Source organism: Lutibaculum baratangense AMV1, from assembly GCF_000496075.1.
Lineage (GTDB): Bacteria > Pseudomonadota > Alphaproteobacteria > Rhizobiales > Tepidamorphaceae > Lutibaculum > Lutibaculum baratangense.
In genome coordinates, this window is sequence record NZ_AWXZ01000016.1 from 108419 (window position 1) to 122055 (window position 13637).

12 protein-coding genes are annotated in these 13637 nt (G+C 69.2%); 8 read left to right on the top strand and 4 right to left on the bottom strand.

Annotation, left to right across the window (positions count from 1 at the left end; genetic code table 11):
* Position 1: 1 nt before the first annotated feature.
* Positions 2-967, top strand: a complete 966-nt coding sequence (locus N177_RS05355; protein ID WP_023431237.1) for a homoserine kinase — start codon at positions 2-4, stop codon at positions 965-967.
* The gene (gene rnhA, locus N177_RS05360) at positions 964-1437 is read left to right on the top strand and encodes a ribonuclease HI (RefSeq protein WP_023431238.1); all 474 of its coding nucleotides are present in this window, start codon (positions 964-966) and stop codon (positions 1435-1437) included. The genes N177_RS05355 and rnhA overlap by 4 nt, the downstream gene beginning before the upstream one ends.
* A gap of 15 nt (positions 1438-1452) precedes the next feature.
* Here rnhA and N177_RS05365 read toward each other — a convergent pair whose 3' ends face one another.
* From N177_RS05365 to N177_RS05375, 3 genes are all read right to left on the bottom strand, one after another.
* Positions 1453-4098 carry a TRAP transporter permease gene (locus N177_RS05365; RefSeq protein WP_023431239.1) on the bottom strand — a complete coding sequence of 882 codons (2646 nt, stop codon included), beginning with the start codon at positions 4096-4098 and terminating at the stop codon, positions 1453-1455.
* A 75-nt stretch (positions 4099-4173) separates the two neighbouring features.
* Positions 4174-5133, bottom strand: coding sequence for a TAXI family TRAP transporter solute-binding subunit (locus N177_RS05370; protein WP_040485190.1), 960 nt, complete (start codon positions 5131-5133; stop codon positions 4174-4176).
* A gap of 286 nt (positions 5134-5419) precedes the next feature.
* Positions 5420-6232, bottom strand: coding sequence for a creatininase family protein (locus N177_RS05375; protein ID WP_023431241.1), 813 nt, complete (start codon positions 6230-6232; stop codon positions 5420-5422).
* 124 nt (positions 6233-6356) lie between these two features.
* Between N177_RS05375 and N177_RS05380 the strand changes: the two genes are divergently transcribed.
* The 6 genes from N177_RS05380 to modC all read left to right on the top strand — a co-directional run bounded on the left by N177_RS05380 (position 6357) and on the right by modC (position 10795).
* Positions 6357-7160: an ABC transporter ATP-binding protein gene (locus N177_RS05380; RefSeq protein ID WP_040485191.1), complete on the top strand. Its 804-nt coding sequence runs from the start codon at positions 6357-6359 to the stop codon at positions 7158-7160.
* Between the two features lie 68 nt (positions 7161-7228).
* Positions 7229-7717 carry a MarR family winged helix-turn-helix transcriptional regulator gene (locus N177_RS05385; protein WP_023431243.1) on the top strand — a complete coding sequence of 163 codons (489 nt, stop codon included), beginning with the start codon at positions 7229-7231 and terminating at the stop codon, positions 7715-7717.
* Positions 7718-7779: 62 nt separating this feature from the next.
* Positions 7780-8151, top strand: a complete 372-nt coding sequence (locus N177_RS05390; RefSeq protein ID WP_023431244.1) for a winged helix-turn-helix domain-containing protein — start codon at positions 7780-7782, stop codon at positions 8149-8151.
* A gap of 64 nt (positions 8152-8215) precedes the next feature.
* A complete protein-coding gene (gene modA, locus N177_RS05395; RefSeq protein WP_023431245.1) occupies positions 8216-8986 on the top strand; it encodes a molybdate ABC transporter substrate-binding protein in 771 nt (256 codons plus the stop codon).
* 4 nt (positions 8987-8990) lie between these two features.
* A complete protein-coding gene (modB, locus tag N177_RS05400; RefSeq protein ID WP_023431246.1) occupies positions 8991-9677 on the top strand; it encodes a molybdate ABC transporter permease subunit in 687 nt (228 codons plus the stop codon).
* On the top strand, positions 9674-10795 hold the full coding sequence (gene modC / locus N177_RS05405) for a molybdenum ABC transporter ATP-binding protein (RefSeq protein ID WP_040485192.1): 1122 nt from the start codon (positions 9674-9676) through the stop codon (positions 10793-10795). Before modB ends, modC begins: the two co-directional genes overlap by 4 nt.
* Here the strand turns inward: modC and N177_RS05410 are convergent.
* Positions 10725-13484 (bottom strand): HAD-IC family P-type ATPase, encoded by a 2760-nt coding sequence (locus N177_RS05410; protein WP_023431247.1) that lies wholly within the window; start codon positions 13482-13484, stop codon positions 10725-10727. The genes modC and N177_RS05410 overlap by 71 nt on opposite strands.
* Positions 13485-13637: the final 153 nt, after the last annotated feature.

Genomic DNA, 13637 nt, shown 5'->3' on the forward strand with positions numbered 1-13637 from the left:
GATGGCGGTCTACACGGAGGTTCCCGACGAGGAGCTGAACCGCTTCGTCGCCGACTACGACATCGGCACCGCCGTCTCTTTCAAGGGGATCGCAGAGGGGGTCGAGAACTCGAACTTCCTCCTGAAGACGACGGAAGGGGTGTTCGTGCTGACGCTCTACGAGCGGCGCGTCGATCCTGCCGACCTGCCCTTCTTCATCGGCCTCCTCGAGCATCTCGCCGCGCGGGGCGTCACCTGTCCGCAGCCGCTTCGCGACCGCGGCGGGAACGTGCTGAAGACGCTGTGCCGGCGCCCCGCGGCTTTGATGACCTTTCTCGAAGGAGTGTGGGTGCGACGCCCGACGGTCGAGCACTGCCAGGCACTGGGAGGGGCGCTGGCCTCGCTCCACGAAGCGGCCGCGGACTACGATGGGCGGCGGGCAAACGCGCTCTCGGTCGACGGCTGGCGTCCGATCTTCGCCGCCGTGGCCGACCGCGCCGATTCCGTCGCGCCGGGCCTCTCGGCGGAGATGGAGACGGAGATTTCCTTCCTCGAGACGCATTGGCCCCAGGACCTGCCGGGCGGGATCATCCACGCAGACCTCTTTCCCGACAACGTGTTCTTTCTCGGGAACACGATCTCGGGCCTGATCGACTTCTACTTCGCCTGCCGCGACATGCTGGCCTACGACCTGGCGATCTGCCTCAACGCCTGGTGCTTCGAGCCGGACATGTCGTTCAACCTGACGAAGGGCCGTGCGCTGATGAACGCTTATGCCCGTCGCCGCCCGCTCGGCGAGGCGGAGATCGCCGCTTTGCCGATCCTCGCGCGCGGCGCGGCGATGCGCTTCTTCGTGACGCGGCTCTACGACCTCGTCAACCATCCGCCAGGCGCCTTCGTGCGTCCGAAGGACCCGATGGAATACGCCAAGCGAATCCGCTTCCACCGCAGCGTCACCAACGCGCGCGAGTACGGGCTCGGCCTATGAGCGGCAAGACGCGCATCGAGATCTGGACCGACGGCGCCTGTTCGGGGAACCCCGGCCCCGGAGGCTGGGGGGCCGTGCTGCGCTCGGGCGAGCACGAGAAGGAACTGAAGGGCGGCGAGGCCCACACCACGAACAACCGCATGGAGCTGATGGCGGCGATCCGCGCGCTGCAGGCCCTGAAGCGTCCTTCGGCGGTCGCGATGCACGTCGATTCGCAGTATCTGCGGGGCGGCATCACCGGCTGGATCCACAACTGGAAGAAGAACAGCTGGCGCACCGCGGACAAGAAGCCCGTGAAGAACTCCGACCTCTGGCAGGAGCTCGATCAGGCGATCAAGACACACGACATCGAGTGGCACTGGGTGCGCGGCCACGCGGGCGACGCCGGCAACGAGCGGGCGGACGAACTGGCACGCGAGGGCATGGCGCCGTTCAAGAAGGCGAAGGCCGCCGCCGCTACCGGTGGCTAGCGGCCCCGGTCGCCATCAGGCCGTGGCGGCCTCCGTCGTCGGCCCGCCCGCCCTCTTCTCCTGCGCCAGCCGCCGCCGCTGCAGGACGACGATGAGAGCCAACAGGAGCAGTGCGGGGATCCAGGGAAGTTCCCGCGGCGGCTGATCGTTCTCGACCTGCAGCGCGGCGATGCGCACGGGCTCGTCGGCGTAGAAGTCGAAGTCCTGGAGGCGCTGGAACATGGTGGTGCCGGGCATCGGCTCCTCCAGGATCACCTGGTCGCCCTCCACCACCGGCGCGAGACCGGGCCGGGCCAGGCGCTCCTCGCCCTCGCCCTCCTCGCCGAGTGGCACCATCACGGTGAGCTCGCGCTGCCGGCCGGTCATGAAGTCGGGGCCGGTGATGATCACGCGCAGCCGCGCGTCCGCCGGCTCCTCGCCCGCATCCTCGATCACCCGGGCCGGCTCGAGATTCACCAGCGGCGGCCAGATCTGGTCGATCCAGAAGCCCGGGCGGAAGAAGGTGAAGGCGATCAGCAGGAGCGCGAGGGACTCCCAGACCCGGCACTTCGTGATGAACCAGCGCTGCGCCGCCGCCGCGATCAGCAGCGAGGCGGTGAGAGCGGTCGCGCAGGTCAGGAACAGGTCGAGCGGCCCCTCGATGCCGATGAGCAGGAGCTTCGTGTTGAAGATGAACATGAACGGCAGGATCGCGGTCCGCGACTCGTAGATGAAGGCCTGCACGCCGGTGCGTATCGGGTCGGCGCGCGATATCGCCGCCGCCGCGAAGGAGGCGAGGCCGACCGGCGGCGTCACGTCCGCCATGATGCCGAAATAGAAGACGAAGAGGTGGACCGCGATCAGGGGGACGATCAGCCCGGACTGGGCACCCACCTCGACCACGACGGGAGCCATGAGCGAAGAGACGACGATGTAGTTCGCCGTCGTCGGCAGCCCCATGCCGAGGATCAGGCTGATGATCGCGACGAGGATCAGCATGATCAGGACGTGGCCGCCCGACAGGAACTCGACGAACTGCGCCATGACCTGGCCGACGCCGGTGAGGGTGACGGTGCCGACCACGATGCCGGCCGCCGCCGTCGCCACGCCGATGCCGATCATGTTGCGGGCGCCGGTGATCAGGCCCTGCACAAGGTCGTCGAAGCCCCGCCACATCTCCGCCGTCACGGCCCGCTGGCGCCGGAACAGCGCGAGGATGGGGCGCTGCGTCACGACGATGAAGATCATGAGCACCGTCGCGTAGAAGGCCGAGGTCGCCGGCGAGTAGTGCTCGATGATCAGGCACCACACGAGCACGATGATCGGCAGGAGGAAATAGAGCCCGGTGCGCGCCACCATGCCGGGCGCGCGCAGCGTCACGACGGATTCGGGATCGTCCATCTCGAGGTCGGGCCGCTTCGAGGCGTCCCACAACAACACGAGATAGGCGACGAGGATCAGCGCGATCAGGACCTCGCGCGACTGCGGGCCGAAGACCGACTGGATGCCGAGCACGAGGTAGTAGGTGACGGCGGCGACGATCAGGATCGACAGGAAGACGATTGCGCCGCGCAGGAATCGCATCCGCTTCGAGTGCTCGCTCGGCGGCCGCTCGATGCCGGTCATTCCTGCCTTCAGCGCCTCGAGATGCACGATGTAGATGAGCGCGATATAGGTGATGAGGGCCGGCAGGAGGGCGTGGCGCAGCACCTCGACGTAGGGGATGCCGACATACTCGACCATCAGGAACGCGGCCGCGCCCATGACCGGCGGCATGATCTGGCCGTTGACCGAGGCTGCGACCTCGACCGCGCCGGCCTTCTCGCCGGGATAGCCGACGCGCTTCATCAGCGGGATCGTGAAGGTTCCCGTGGTCACGACATTCGCGATCGAGGACCCTGAGATGAGCCCGGTCAGGCCGGAGGAGAGGACGGCCGCCTTGGCCGGCCCGCCGCGGAAGTGCCCGAGCAGCGAGAAGGCGACCTGGATGAAGTAGTTGCCGGCGCCCGCCCGCTCGAGCAGCGCGCCGAACAGGACGAACAGGAAGACGAAGCTCGCGGAAACGCCGAGCGCGACACCGAACACGCCCTCCGTCGTGAGCCACATGTGAGACATCGCCCGGCGGAACGAGGCGCCGCCCCACTGCAGGACGTCGGGCACCCACGCGGCGCTGCCGAAGAACACGTAGGAGAGGAAGACGACGCCGACGATCGGCATGGCGGGCCCGAGCGAGCGGCGCGCGCCCTCGAGCAGGAGAACGAGGCCGGCGCCGGCCACGACGAGGTCGAGGGTCGTCGGCAGGCCCGGCCGGCGCGACAGCTCGGAATAGAAGAGGAAGATGTAGCCCGCGCAGAACGCCGCCGTGATCGCGAGCACCCAGTCGACGAGAGGGATATGCCGCCGCGGGCTCGACCGGAACGCCGGGAAGGCGAGGAACGCAAGGAAGAGGGCAAAGGCGAGGTGGATCGACCTCACCTCCGTGTCGTTCAGGACGCGCACGTAGCGCGAGACCATGAAGGGCAGCGGCGAGGCGACCCAGAGCTGGAAGAGGGACCAGAGAAGCGCGGTGCCGGCAACCACCAGTGCCACGGTTCTCGACGACGGCGCCCGGGCTCCGACATCCGACGTGGCGAACTCGTCCGCGTCGCCTCCGGCCCTGCCTTCCCGCTCGGTGTTGCTCATCGCCAGCCCTCGAAACAGGCCGGATCCGCCGGCCCCGGGTGGAGGGGGCTCAGGCGCCCCCTCCGGTGAGCGGGATCACATCCAGCCCTGCTCCTCGTAGTACTTCTGGGCGCCCGGATGGAGCGGCGCGGACAAGCCCTCGGACACCATCTGCTCCTGCTTGAGCACGCCGAAGGCCGGGTGCAGGCCCTTGAAGGCCTCGAGATTCTCGAAGACCGCCTTCACGACCGTGTAGACGACCTCCTCGGGCACGTCGGCCGAGGCGACGAGCGTCGCGCCGACGCCGAACGTCTCGACGTCCTCGTCGGTGCCGCGATACATGCCGCCGGGGATCGTCGCGTGGAAGTAGTAGTCGTTCTCCTCGAGAAGTTCGTCGACCTCGGGGCCCGTCACCGGCACGACGACGGCGTCACAGGTCGTGGTCGGCTCCGTGATGCCCGCGGAGGGATGGCCGACCGAGTAGACGAAGGCGTCGATATTGTTGTCGCAGAGCGCGGCCCCCTGCTCGGCCGGCTTCAGCTCGGAGGCGACCTGGAAGTCCGCCTGCGTCCACCCCTTGCGCTCCATCAGGAGGTCCATCAGCGTGCGCTGGCCCGAGCCCGGATTGCCGATGTTGACGCGCTTGCCGTTCAGGTCGTCGAAGGTCTCGATGCCGGCATCCGCCCGGGCGACGACCGTGAAAGGCTCCGGATGGAGCGAGAAGACGGCGCGGAGGCTCTCCACCGGCTGCCCATCGAACTGCGCGGCGCCGTTCACCGCGTTGTACTGCACGTCGGACTGGGCGATGCCGAAGTCGAGATCGCCGGCACCGATGAAGTTGACGTTCTCGATCGATCCACCCGTCGACTCGGCCGAGCAGCGGATGCCGTGATCGCGCCGGCCCTGGTTGACGAGACGGCAGATGGCGCCGCCGGCCGGGTAGTAGACGCCCGTGACGCCGCCCGTGCCGATGGAAATGAACTGCTGCTGCGCCGAGGCGCCGCCGGTGCCGATCGTCATTGCCGCCGCTGCGGTCAGCATTGCCAAGCGTTTCATGACTACTCCCTCTGGTGTCCACTGCAGCTGGAGGTTCGACCCCGCGACGCGCGTGACCGACCCTGAAATTGCGGGCGATGTGGTTCGCAGGAGCCGCACCACGTCCCGTTCAGAACTCTAGTCTCAGCCGCAAATCGGCTGCGAGACAACCCCGAATCTGTCGGTCACGTGGCGGCACGACGCCCGCCAGGTGACGGATCTAGGGCAGCAACACGTCTCCGGCGACGTTTCGCTCGCCCCTTTTCTCTCCCCTTCGAGCAGCCGTCGATGGGCGGGCTCCGGGAGATCAGCCGTCGCGGCCGTTCGTGAAGAACTCCGGGCGAAAGTCATGGATTTCGCGCAGGAGCGTGACGAGACGCCCGGCGGAGTAAGCCGCGGATGCCTCTCCCTTCGCGGCGGTGGCCGACGCCGCGGATCCGACGGCGCCGGCCGCATTGAGATCCTCCATCGCCCAGGACATGCCGGTGCCGCCTATCCCCGCGAAGATCCCGTAGCGGCGCTCGATCGCTTCCGACGCGGACGGGAAATCCGCGACGCGGTCGCGACGGACGAGGTCCGGCTCGAGGCGCAGCATGAGGGAGGTCTCGACATCTCCCGCATGGATGCCGTGCCTGAGCTCGTGCTGGGCGAAAAGCCCGGCCGGCTGGCCGAGACGCATCCAGTTCGTCGCCACGACGAGCATCTCGAAGTCGAGCCTCAGGGTGCGCCCCGCGATCGACATGGCTTCGCTGTTGCCCCCGTGGGAGGACAGGATCACGAGCTTTCGGATGCCCGCCCGAAGAACGCCGGCGCCGATCTCCACGATCATGGCCGACAGGATCTCGGCGGACAGGCTGATCGTGCCGGGGAACGCCCGGTGCTCGTCGCTCTTGCCGTAGGGCAGCGTCGGCAGGACGACAACCGGCAGGTCCCCCGGCATCGCCTCGAGCGCGCGGCCGAGAAGCCCCTCGCCGATCATCGTATCGGTGCCCAGAGGGAGGTGCGGCCCATGCTGCTCCGTCGCCGCGATCGGGAGAACGGCGATCCAGTCCGCCGTCTCGGCGCCGGCGAGGTCTTCCGTCATCAGTTCGTCCCAGTGTCGGCTCGGCGGGATGCGCACGTCGGGATCCTCCTCGTCAGCGGCGGCCCACGCTATTCGTCGCCCCCGACCGTGGCAACGGCATCATCGGGACGAGGGGCTCGCGTCGTGGCGTGGATCGCAAGCCGATGATAGCCTCTCGCCCATGAGAACAGAGGCCTCCGTGATCGAGCATCCCCCTGCCCCTCCGACCGGCCGCCCCGCGATCACGCTCACCGGGGTGTCGAAGCGCTTCGACACCGGCACGCTGGCGCTCGACGGGCTGAACCTGCGCGTGGCCGAGGGGGAATTCCTGAGCCTGCTCGGCCCTTCCGGCTGCGGCAAGTCGACCGCGCTGCGGCTCATCGCGGGGCTCGCCGAGCCGAGCTCCGGCACGGTCACGCGGGAGGCGGGCGCAAGCGAGATCGGCTTCGTCTTCCAGGAGCCGACGTTGATGCCGTGGGCGACCGCCTTCGGAAATGTCTGGATGCCGCTCAGGCTGAAGGGTGTCGGCCGGCGGCAGGCCCGGGATCCGGTCATGGAGGCGCTCGAGCGGGTGGGGCTTCAGGACTTCGCGGGGGCCTATCCGAGAGAGCTCTCGGGAGGCATGAAGATGCGCGTCTCGATCGCCCGCGCCCTCGTCGGCAGGCCGAAGATCCTCCTCATGGACGAGCCGTTCGCGGCGCTCGACGAGATCACACGCTTCCGGCTGAACGACGAACTGCTCGAACTGTGGCGGAAAGCGGGGTGGACCGGGGTCTTCGTCACGCACTCCGTCTTCGAGTCCGTGTTTCTCTCGCAGCGGGTGGCCATTCTCTCCGCGCGGCCGGGCCACGTCGTGGAGGAACTGGAGATAGACGAGCCTTATCCTCGCGACGAGGGATTCCGCACGTCCCCCTCCTACGCACACCACTGCCGCGCGGTCTCGCACGCGCTGCGGCGTGCCACCGTCGACATCCGGGCTGCCTGAGAGCGTGGCGTCGGTCCCAGGCCCAGTCCGGATGCCCCGCCACCCTGGTCGGCTACGGAAGAGATCACGTGAAGCGCTGGTATGAGGAGTCGGTCGGCCTGCACCTGACCCGTGCCGCGCGGCTGCACAGGTCCCGCGCGCAGGCGATCCTGCGCGAGATGGGTCTCTATCCCGGCCAGGAGACCGTTCTGCAGGTGCTGCTCGAGGATGACGGCCAGCCCATGTCGACGCTCGCGCGCGAACTGAAGGTCCGGCCGCCGACGGTCACGAAGATGGTGACGCGCATGGCGGCCCAGGGCCTGCTCGTCCGCCTGGCGTCCGAGCGGGACGCCCGCAGCGCGACGGTGCACCTGACGCAGGCCGGGCGCGAGCGTGCGACCGAGCTCAAGCAGCGCTGGAAAGCGCTCGAACAGGAGACGCTGGCGAAGCTCGACGGCAAGGACCGGAAGCGGCTCGTCAAACTTCTGTCGGCGATCGAGAAGGCGCTCGCGGAAGAGCCCCCCAGGAGGCCCAAGACAGCCAAGACGGCGGCACGGTCGGACGAGGAATCGGACTGAGGGTCCTCCCGCGCGTCCTCCCGCGCTTGCAAAGGGTCCCAGGGGGCGCGACTGTCGCGGGCATGGCTACCTCCTCTCCGATCCTCGGCCCACGCCTGCGCATCGTGCTCCGCCCGAACGTGGCGATCGGCCCCGGCAAGGCCGACCTCCTCGAAGCGATACGAGAGACCGGCTCCATCTCGGCGGCGGGTCGCCGGATGAAGATGAGCTACAAGCGCGCGTGGCAGCTGATCGAGGCGATGAACACCTCGTTCGACACGCCCCTGGTCGAGACCGCGACCGGCGGGCGCGCCGGCGGCGGCGCCGTCCTCACAGCGCTGGGCGAGGAGGTGCTGCTGCGCTACCGCAAGATGGAGGCGAAGACCCGCGAGGTGGTGGAGGTCGACCTGATTGCCCTGCGCGAGCGGTTGCCCGCCGGAGGTCAGACGACGTGACGTTGGACGACGTCGACAATCCGCGTTATATCCAGATGAATATAGCGTTCCCACGGAGGGTCCGATGGGCCATCTCGTCCGCCACGTGCTGCCTTTCGCGCTCCTCCTCGCCGCGCTCGCACTGCCCGCACGGGCGGAGCCGCCGACCGTGTTCGCCGCGGCGAGCCTGACGGACGCGATGGAGGCCGTGGGGCGGGCTTATCAGGAGGAAACCGGAGAGGCGGTGCGCTTCTCCTTCGCCTCCTCCTCGACGCTCGCACGGCAGGTCGAGGCGGGCGCGCCCGCCGATATCATCATTTCCGCAAACGAGCAGTGGATGGACTATCTGCAGGAACGGGAGATGATCGATCCGACCACGCGAATGAGCCCGATCTCGAACGGCCTCGTGCTCGTGGCGCCGCGGGACGGAGGCGTCGACGAGGTCGACATAACGGCCGAGACCGATCTCGCGGCGCTCCTCGGCACGAACGGGAGGCTCGCCGTCGGCGATCCCGACCATGTGCCCGCCGGGATCTACGCGAAGCAGTCGCTCGAGGCGCTCGGGTTCTGGGGTGCTCTCGAGCAGAGGCTCGCGCGCGCCGACGACGTGCGCGCCGCGCTCACCCTCGTCTCGCGCGGAGAGGCGTCCCTCGGGATCGTCTATGCGACCGACGCGCAGGTCGACGGGGGCGTGAAGGTCGTCGGCCACTTTCCCACCGACAGCCACGATCCGATCACCTATCCGTTCGCGGTCGTGGCCGATGCCCCCAGCGGAAGCGCGGCCCGGCTGTTCGACTTCCTGACCGGAGAGGAGGCCCTTGCGATCTACGAGCGTCACGGCTTCCGGCGGAACTGACGGCATGCTCACGGACGCCGAATGGGAGGCCTTGGTCCTCAGCTTCAAGATCTCCACGGTCGCCGTGCTCTGCGCCCTCCCCCTCGCCGTCCTCGTGGCCGCGCTCCTCGCGCGCGGCCGCTTCCCCGGCCGATCCCTCCTCGACGGCATCGTGCTGATGCCGCTCGTCCTCCCGCCGGTCGTGGTGGGCTACCTCCTGCTCGTCACCTTCGGCACCCGCGCGCCCCTGGGCGCCTGGCTCCACGAGACCTTCGGCTGGCGCTTCGTGTTCTCGTGGACGGGAGCGGCGCTCGCGGCGGCGATCGTCACCTTTCCCTTCCAGGTGCGCGCCATCCGCCTCGCGATCGAGGCGATCGACCGCGACATCTCGGCGGCGGCCGAGACGCTGGGCGCGGGGCCTGTCGACCGTTTCTTCTCGATCGTGCTCCCGCTCGCGCTGCCGGGCGTCGTCGCCGGCGCCATCACCGCCTTCGCGGCGAGCCTCGGCGAGTTCGGGGCCATCATCACCTTCGTGTCGAACGTCCCCGGCGAGACCCGCACCCTGCCGCTTGCCATCTACACGGCAATCCAGTCGCCCGGCGGCGAGGCACAGGCCGCACGGCTCGCGGCGATCTCGATCGGTCTCGCGCTCGCGGGGCTCCTGCTGGCAGAGCTGGCCGCGAAGCGCCTCGAACACATGATCGGCCGATGACGCTGCGTCTCCGGATCGGCCACCGGTTCCCCGGATTTCAGGTCACGGCGTCGTTCGAGGCGCCGCCCTCCGGCATCACCGGCCTCTTCGGCCCCTCGGGCTCCGGCAAGACGACGGTCATCAATGCGATCGCCGGCCTCCTGCGACCCGACGAGGGCGCGATCGAGCTCGACGACCGTGTCCTGCTCGACCGGGCGACAGGCATCGATGTTCCCGCCCGCCGGCGGCGCATCGGCTACGTCTTTCAGGATGCGAGGCTCTTTCCCCACCTGAGCGTGCACTCGAACCTCCTCTACGGCTGGCGCCGCTCGCCCGTCCGGCTGCCCCAGCACGAGATCGACGGCGTGATCGAGATGCTGGGCATCGCTCACCTGCTCGAGCGCAAGCCGCACAGGCTGTCGGGCGGCGAGAAGGGGCGGGTGTCGCTCGGGCGCGCCCTCCTGTCCAATCCCGACCTCCTGCTCCTCGACGAGCCGCTGGCGGCGCTCGACACGGCACGGCGCCACGAGATCCTGCCTTATCTCGAGCGGCTGAAGGCGGAGGCGCGCGTGCCGATGGTCTATGTCAGCCACTCGATCGAGGAGATCACGAGGCTCGCGGACATGCTGGTGGTGATGAACGGGGGCCGGTCCGTCGTCTCCGGGCCGGTGGCCGAGATCATGTCGCGGCTCGACCTCTTCCCGCTGACGGGGCGGTTCGAGGCGGGCGCGGTCGTCGACTGCCGGGTCGAGGCGCACGACGCGCGCCACGGCATGACCAGTCTCCTCTTCGAGGGGGGCCGGTTCCTCGTGCCCCGGCTCGCGGCGGAGCCCGGCCACGCCCTGCGCGCGCGCATCCGTGCCCGCGACGTCATCGTCGCGACGGAGGAGCCCCGCGGCCTGAGCGCCAACAACGTCCTGCCGGCCATCGTGCGGGAGATCCGGCGCGATCAGGATCCGTTTGCCGAGATCGCGCTCGACTGCGGCGGCACGAGCCTCGTCGCGCGCATCACCCAACTCTCCCTCGACCGGCTCGGATTGGCCCCCGGCACGAGCGTCTACGCGATCGTCAAGGCGCTGAACGTGGAGACGCGAGGCTCCTTGCCGGCGCCCCGCCGCGCGGGCGGCGAGAGCGCCTGACCCGGCGCGCGATCACCTTCTCCCCCTCGACCAGGAAGAGCAGCACGAACCCGGCCGCCACCGCCATCGCCCAGGCGAGCGGCGGCAGGGACGCCGTCCCGAAGATCGCCTGCGAAACCGACCACTCGGTGAACCCGATCTGCAGGAGTGAGACGAGACCGATCGCACCGATCGCATAGGGGCTGCCGAAGAGTCCCTTCCGGTTCAGGATCGATCCGGTGAGGGAGCGGCTGTTCAGGAGATACCCCGCCTCCATCGCCACGATGGCGTTGACCGCGAGGGATCGACCCTCCTCGAGGCCGTAGCGCGCCTCGCCCCAGAGGAAGAGGGAGAACGAGACGGCGGTCATGATCGCGCCCACGAAGGCGATGCGCCAGACGAGGAACGGCGAGAGGAGCGGCGCCGCAGGTGGGCGCGGCGGGCGCTGCATCGTCGTCGGCTCGCCGGGCTCGAAACCCAGAGCCAGCGCCAGGGTGACCGTCGTCACCATGTTGATCCAGAGGATCTGCAGGGCGGTGACGGGCAGCGCGAGTCCCACGAACAGTGCGAAGAGAAGCACCATCGATTCGCCCGCGTTCGTCGGCAGAATGAAGGCGATCGACTTCTGCAGGTTCGCATAGACCGTCCTCCCCTCCTCGACCGCATGACCGATCGAGGCGAAGTTGTCGTCGGCGAGCACGATCTCGGCGACCTGCTTGGCGGCCTCCGAGCCCTTCTGGCCCATGGCCACCCCGACATCGGCCCGCTTCAGCGCGGGGGCGTCGTTCACGCCGTCCCCCGTCATGGCGACGACGTCCCCGCGCGCCTGCAGCGCCTCGACGAGGCGCAGCTTGTGCTCGGGCGTCGTGCGGGCGAACACGTCGACCTCGGCCACCGCCTCCGAAAGGCCGGCGTCGTCCATCGCGTCGAGATCCGCCCCCGTCAGCGCACGATCGCCCACGAGGCCGAACCGCGCGCCAATCGCCCGCGCCGTGGCCGCATGGTCGCCTGTGATCATCTTCACCGCGATGCCGGCCTCGCGACACTTGGCCACCGCTTCCATCGCCTCCTGCCGCGGCGGATCGGAGATCCCGACGAGGCCCAGCAGCACGGCTCCCGGCAGGTGCTCGTGGCCGAGCCCGTGCGGATCGGCCTCCGGCCGCAAGGCGATCGCCAGGACGCGGTGACCGAGATCGGCGAGTTCCGAAACCCGGTCGTGCCAGCACGCGCCGTCGATCGGCCGGTCGCCCTCCGCCGTCCGCTCGTAGCCGCAGAGCGCGATCACGCGCTCCGGCGCACCCTTGATGTGGATCGTATGGGCCCCGCCGCCGAGGTCGTTCAGCGTCGCCATGTAGGCGTGGCCGGAGTCGAACGGGATGACGTCGACACGGCTGCGCGCCTCGCGCACGGTAGCCGGATCGACCGCAACCTTGTGCGCGAAGGCGAGGAGCGCCCCCTCCATCGGATCGCCCGCGACGTGCCAGTGGGGATCGCCCTCGTGGATCTGCGCGTCCGACGCGAGGGCCGCGGCGGCGGCGATCTGCGCCAGGAGGTCGCGTCCGCCGTCCTCCGAAGCATCGGGCGAGAGGGCGCGCACCTCCCCTTCCGGTCCGTAGCCGGAGCCGCTGACGGCGAACATGCCGTCGGCGGTGACGACCCTTTCCACCATCATCTCGTTGCGCGTCAGCGTGCCCGTCTTGTCGGTGCAGATCACGGTGATCGAGCCGAGTGTCTCGACGGCGGGAAGACGGCGCACGATGGCGTTGCGCCTCGCCATGCGCTCGACGCCGATCGCCAGCGCGATCGTCAGGATCGCGGGCAGACCTTCCGGCACGGCGGCCACGGCGATGCCCACCGTCACGAGCAGCATCTCGTCGGCGCTGAACGAAGCCACGAGGGTTCCGTAGGCGAACATGCCGACCGAGGCGGCGAGGATAACGAGGGTGAGCAGCTTTCCGAAGCGGTCGATCTTCCGCAGAAGCGGCGTCGTGAGCGTCTGGACGGTCTCCAGCAGGCGTCCGATACGGCCGATCTCCGTGGCGCTGCCGGTGGCGACGACCACCCCCTGGCCCTGCCCCCGCGTGGCCATGGTGCCGAAGAACGCCATGTTCGCCCGGTCGCCGAGCGGGGCCTCGACGGCGAGGTCGCCCCTCTCCTTGCAGGTCGGTACCGACTCGCCCGTCAGCACGGCCTCCTCGATCTCGAGCCCCCGCGCCGAGAGCAGCCGAAGATCGGCGGGCACCCGGTCACCCGCCTCGAGGAACACGATGTCGCCCGGCACGAGGCGTGTCGCCTCGATCTCGCGGCGGCTTCCGTCGCGCAGCACGTTCGCGTGAGCTTGGAGAAGGCGCCCGATGGCCGCGAGCGCGCTCTCCGCCTTCCCCTCCTGGACGAACCCGACGATCGCGTTGATGACGACGACCCCCGCGATCACGGCCGCGTCCGAGAAGTGCCCGATCAGCATCGTGATCAGCGAGGCGGCGAGGAGGATGTAGATGAGGACGTTGTTGAACTGGGCGAGGAAGCGCAGGACCGGGCTGCGCTGCCGCTCCCGGGGCAGGCGGTTCTCGCCGTAGCGCTCGAGCCGCCGGCCCGCCTCCTCCTCCGTCAGCCCCCGGTCCGTCGTCTCGAGCCGCCCCAGCACATCGGCGGCCGGCAGCGCATGCCATGCCGGCGCGGCGTTACCTGCCTCGGCGGAGGTGTCCGACATCGCGCAACCATCTCCCTGGCGGTCCTGGAACATCGCCTCAGGTGATAGCGCGGGAGCCTTTTCCTGTCCTTTTGGGGCTTCTACCTAGGCTGGATGGCCGGTGCCGTCAGAGGCCGAAAAGCCAGCCGACCAGGGCAGAGCCAGGTCGAGGGG

What these genes read in the sequence shown, in the direction of transcription:
- N177_RS05355 (WP_023431237.1), top strand. Translation starts at nt 2, where the DNA reads ATGGCGGTCTACACGGAGGTTCCCGACGAGGAGCTGAACCGCTTCGTC.
- rnhA (WP_023431238.1), top strand. Translation starts at nt 964, where the DNA reads ATGAGCGGCAAGACGCGCATCGAGATCTGGACCGACGGCGCCTGTTCG.
- N177_RS05365 (WP_023431239.1), bottom strand. Translation starts at nt 4,098, where the DNA reads ATGAGCAACACCGAGCGGGAAGGCAGGGCCGGAGGCGACGCGGACGAG.
- N177_RS05370 (WP_040485190.1), bottom strand. Translation starts at nt 5,133, where the DNA reads ATGAAACGCTTGGCAATGCTGACCGCAGCGGCGGCAATGACGATCGGC.
- N177_RS05380 (WP_040485191.1), top strand. Translation starts at nt 6,357, where the DNA reads ATGAGAACAGAGGCCTCCGTGATCGAGCATCCCCCTGCCCCTCCGACC.
- N177_RS05390 (WP_023431244.1), top strand. Translation starts at nt 7,780, where the DNA reads ATGGCTACCTCCTCTCCGATCCTCGGCCCACGCCTGCGCATCGTGCTC.
- modA (WP_023431245.1), top strand. Translation starts at nt 8,216, where the DNA reads ATGGGCCATCTCGTCCGCCACGTGCTGCCTTTCGCGCTCCTCCTCGCC.
- modB (WP_023431246.1), top strand. Translation starts at nt 8,991, where the DNA reads ATGCTCACGGACGCCGAATGGGAGGCCTTGGTCCTCAGCTTCAAGATC.
- modC (WP_040485192.1), top strand. Translation starts at nt 9,674, where the DNA reads ATGACGCTGCGTCTCCGGATCGGCCACCGGTTCCCCGGATTTCAGGTC.
- N177_RS05410 (WP_023431247.1), bottom strand. Translation starts at nt 13,484, where the DNA reads ATGTCGGACACCTCCGCCGAGGCAGGTAACGCCGCGCCGGCATGGCAT.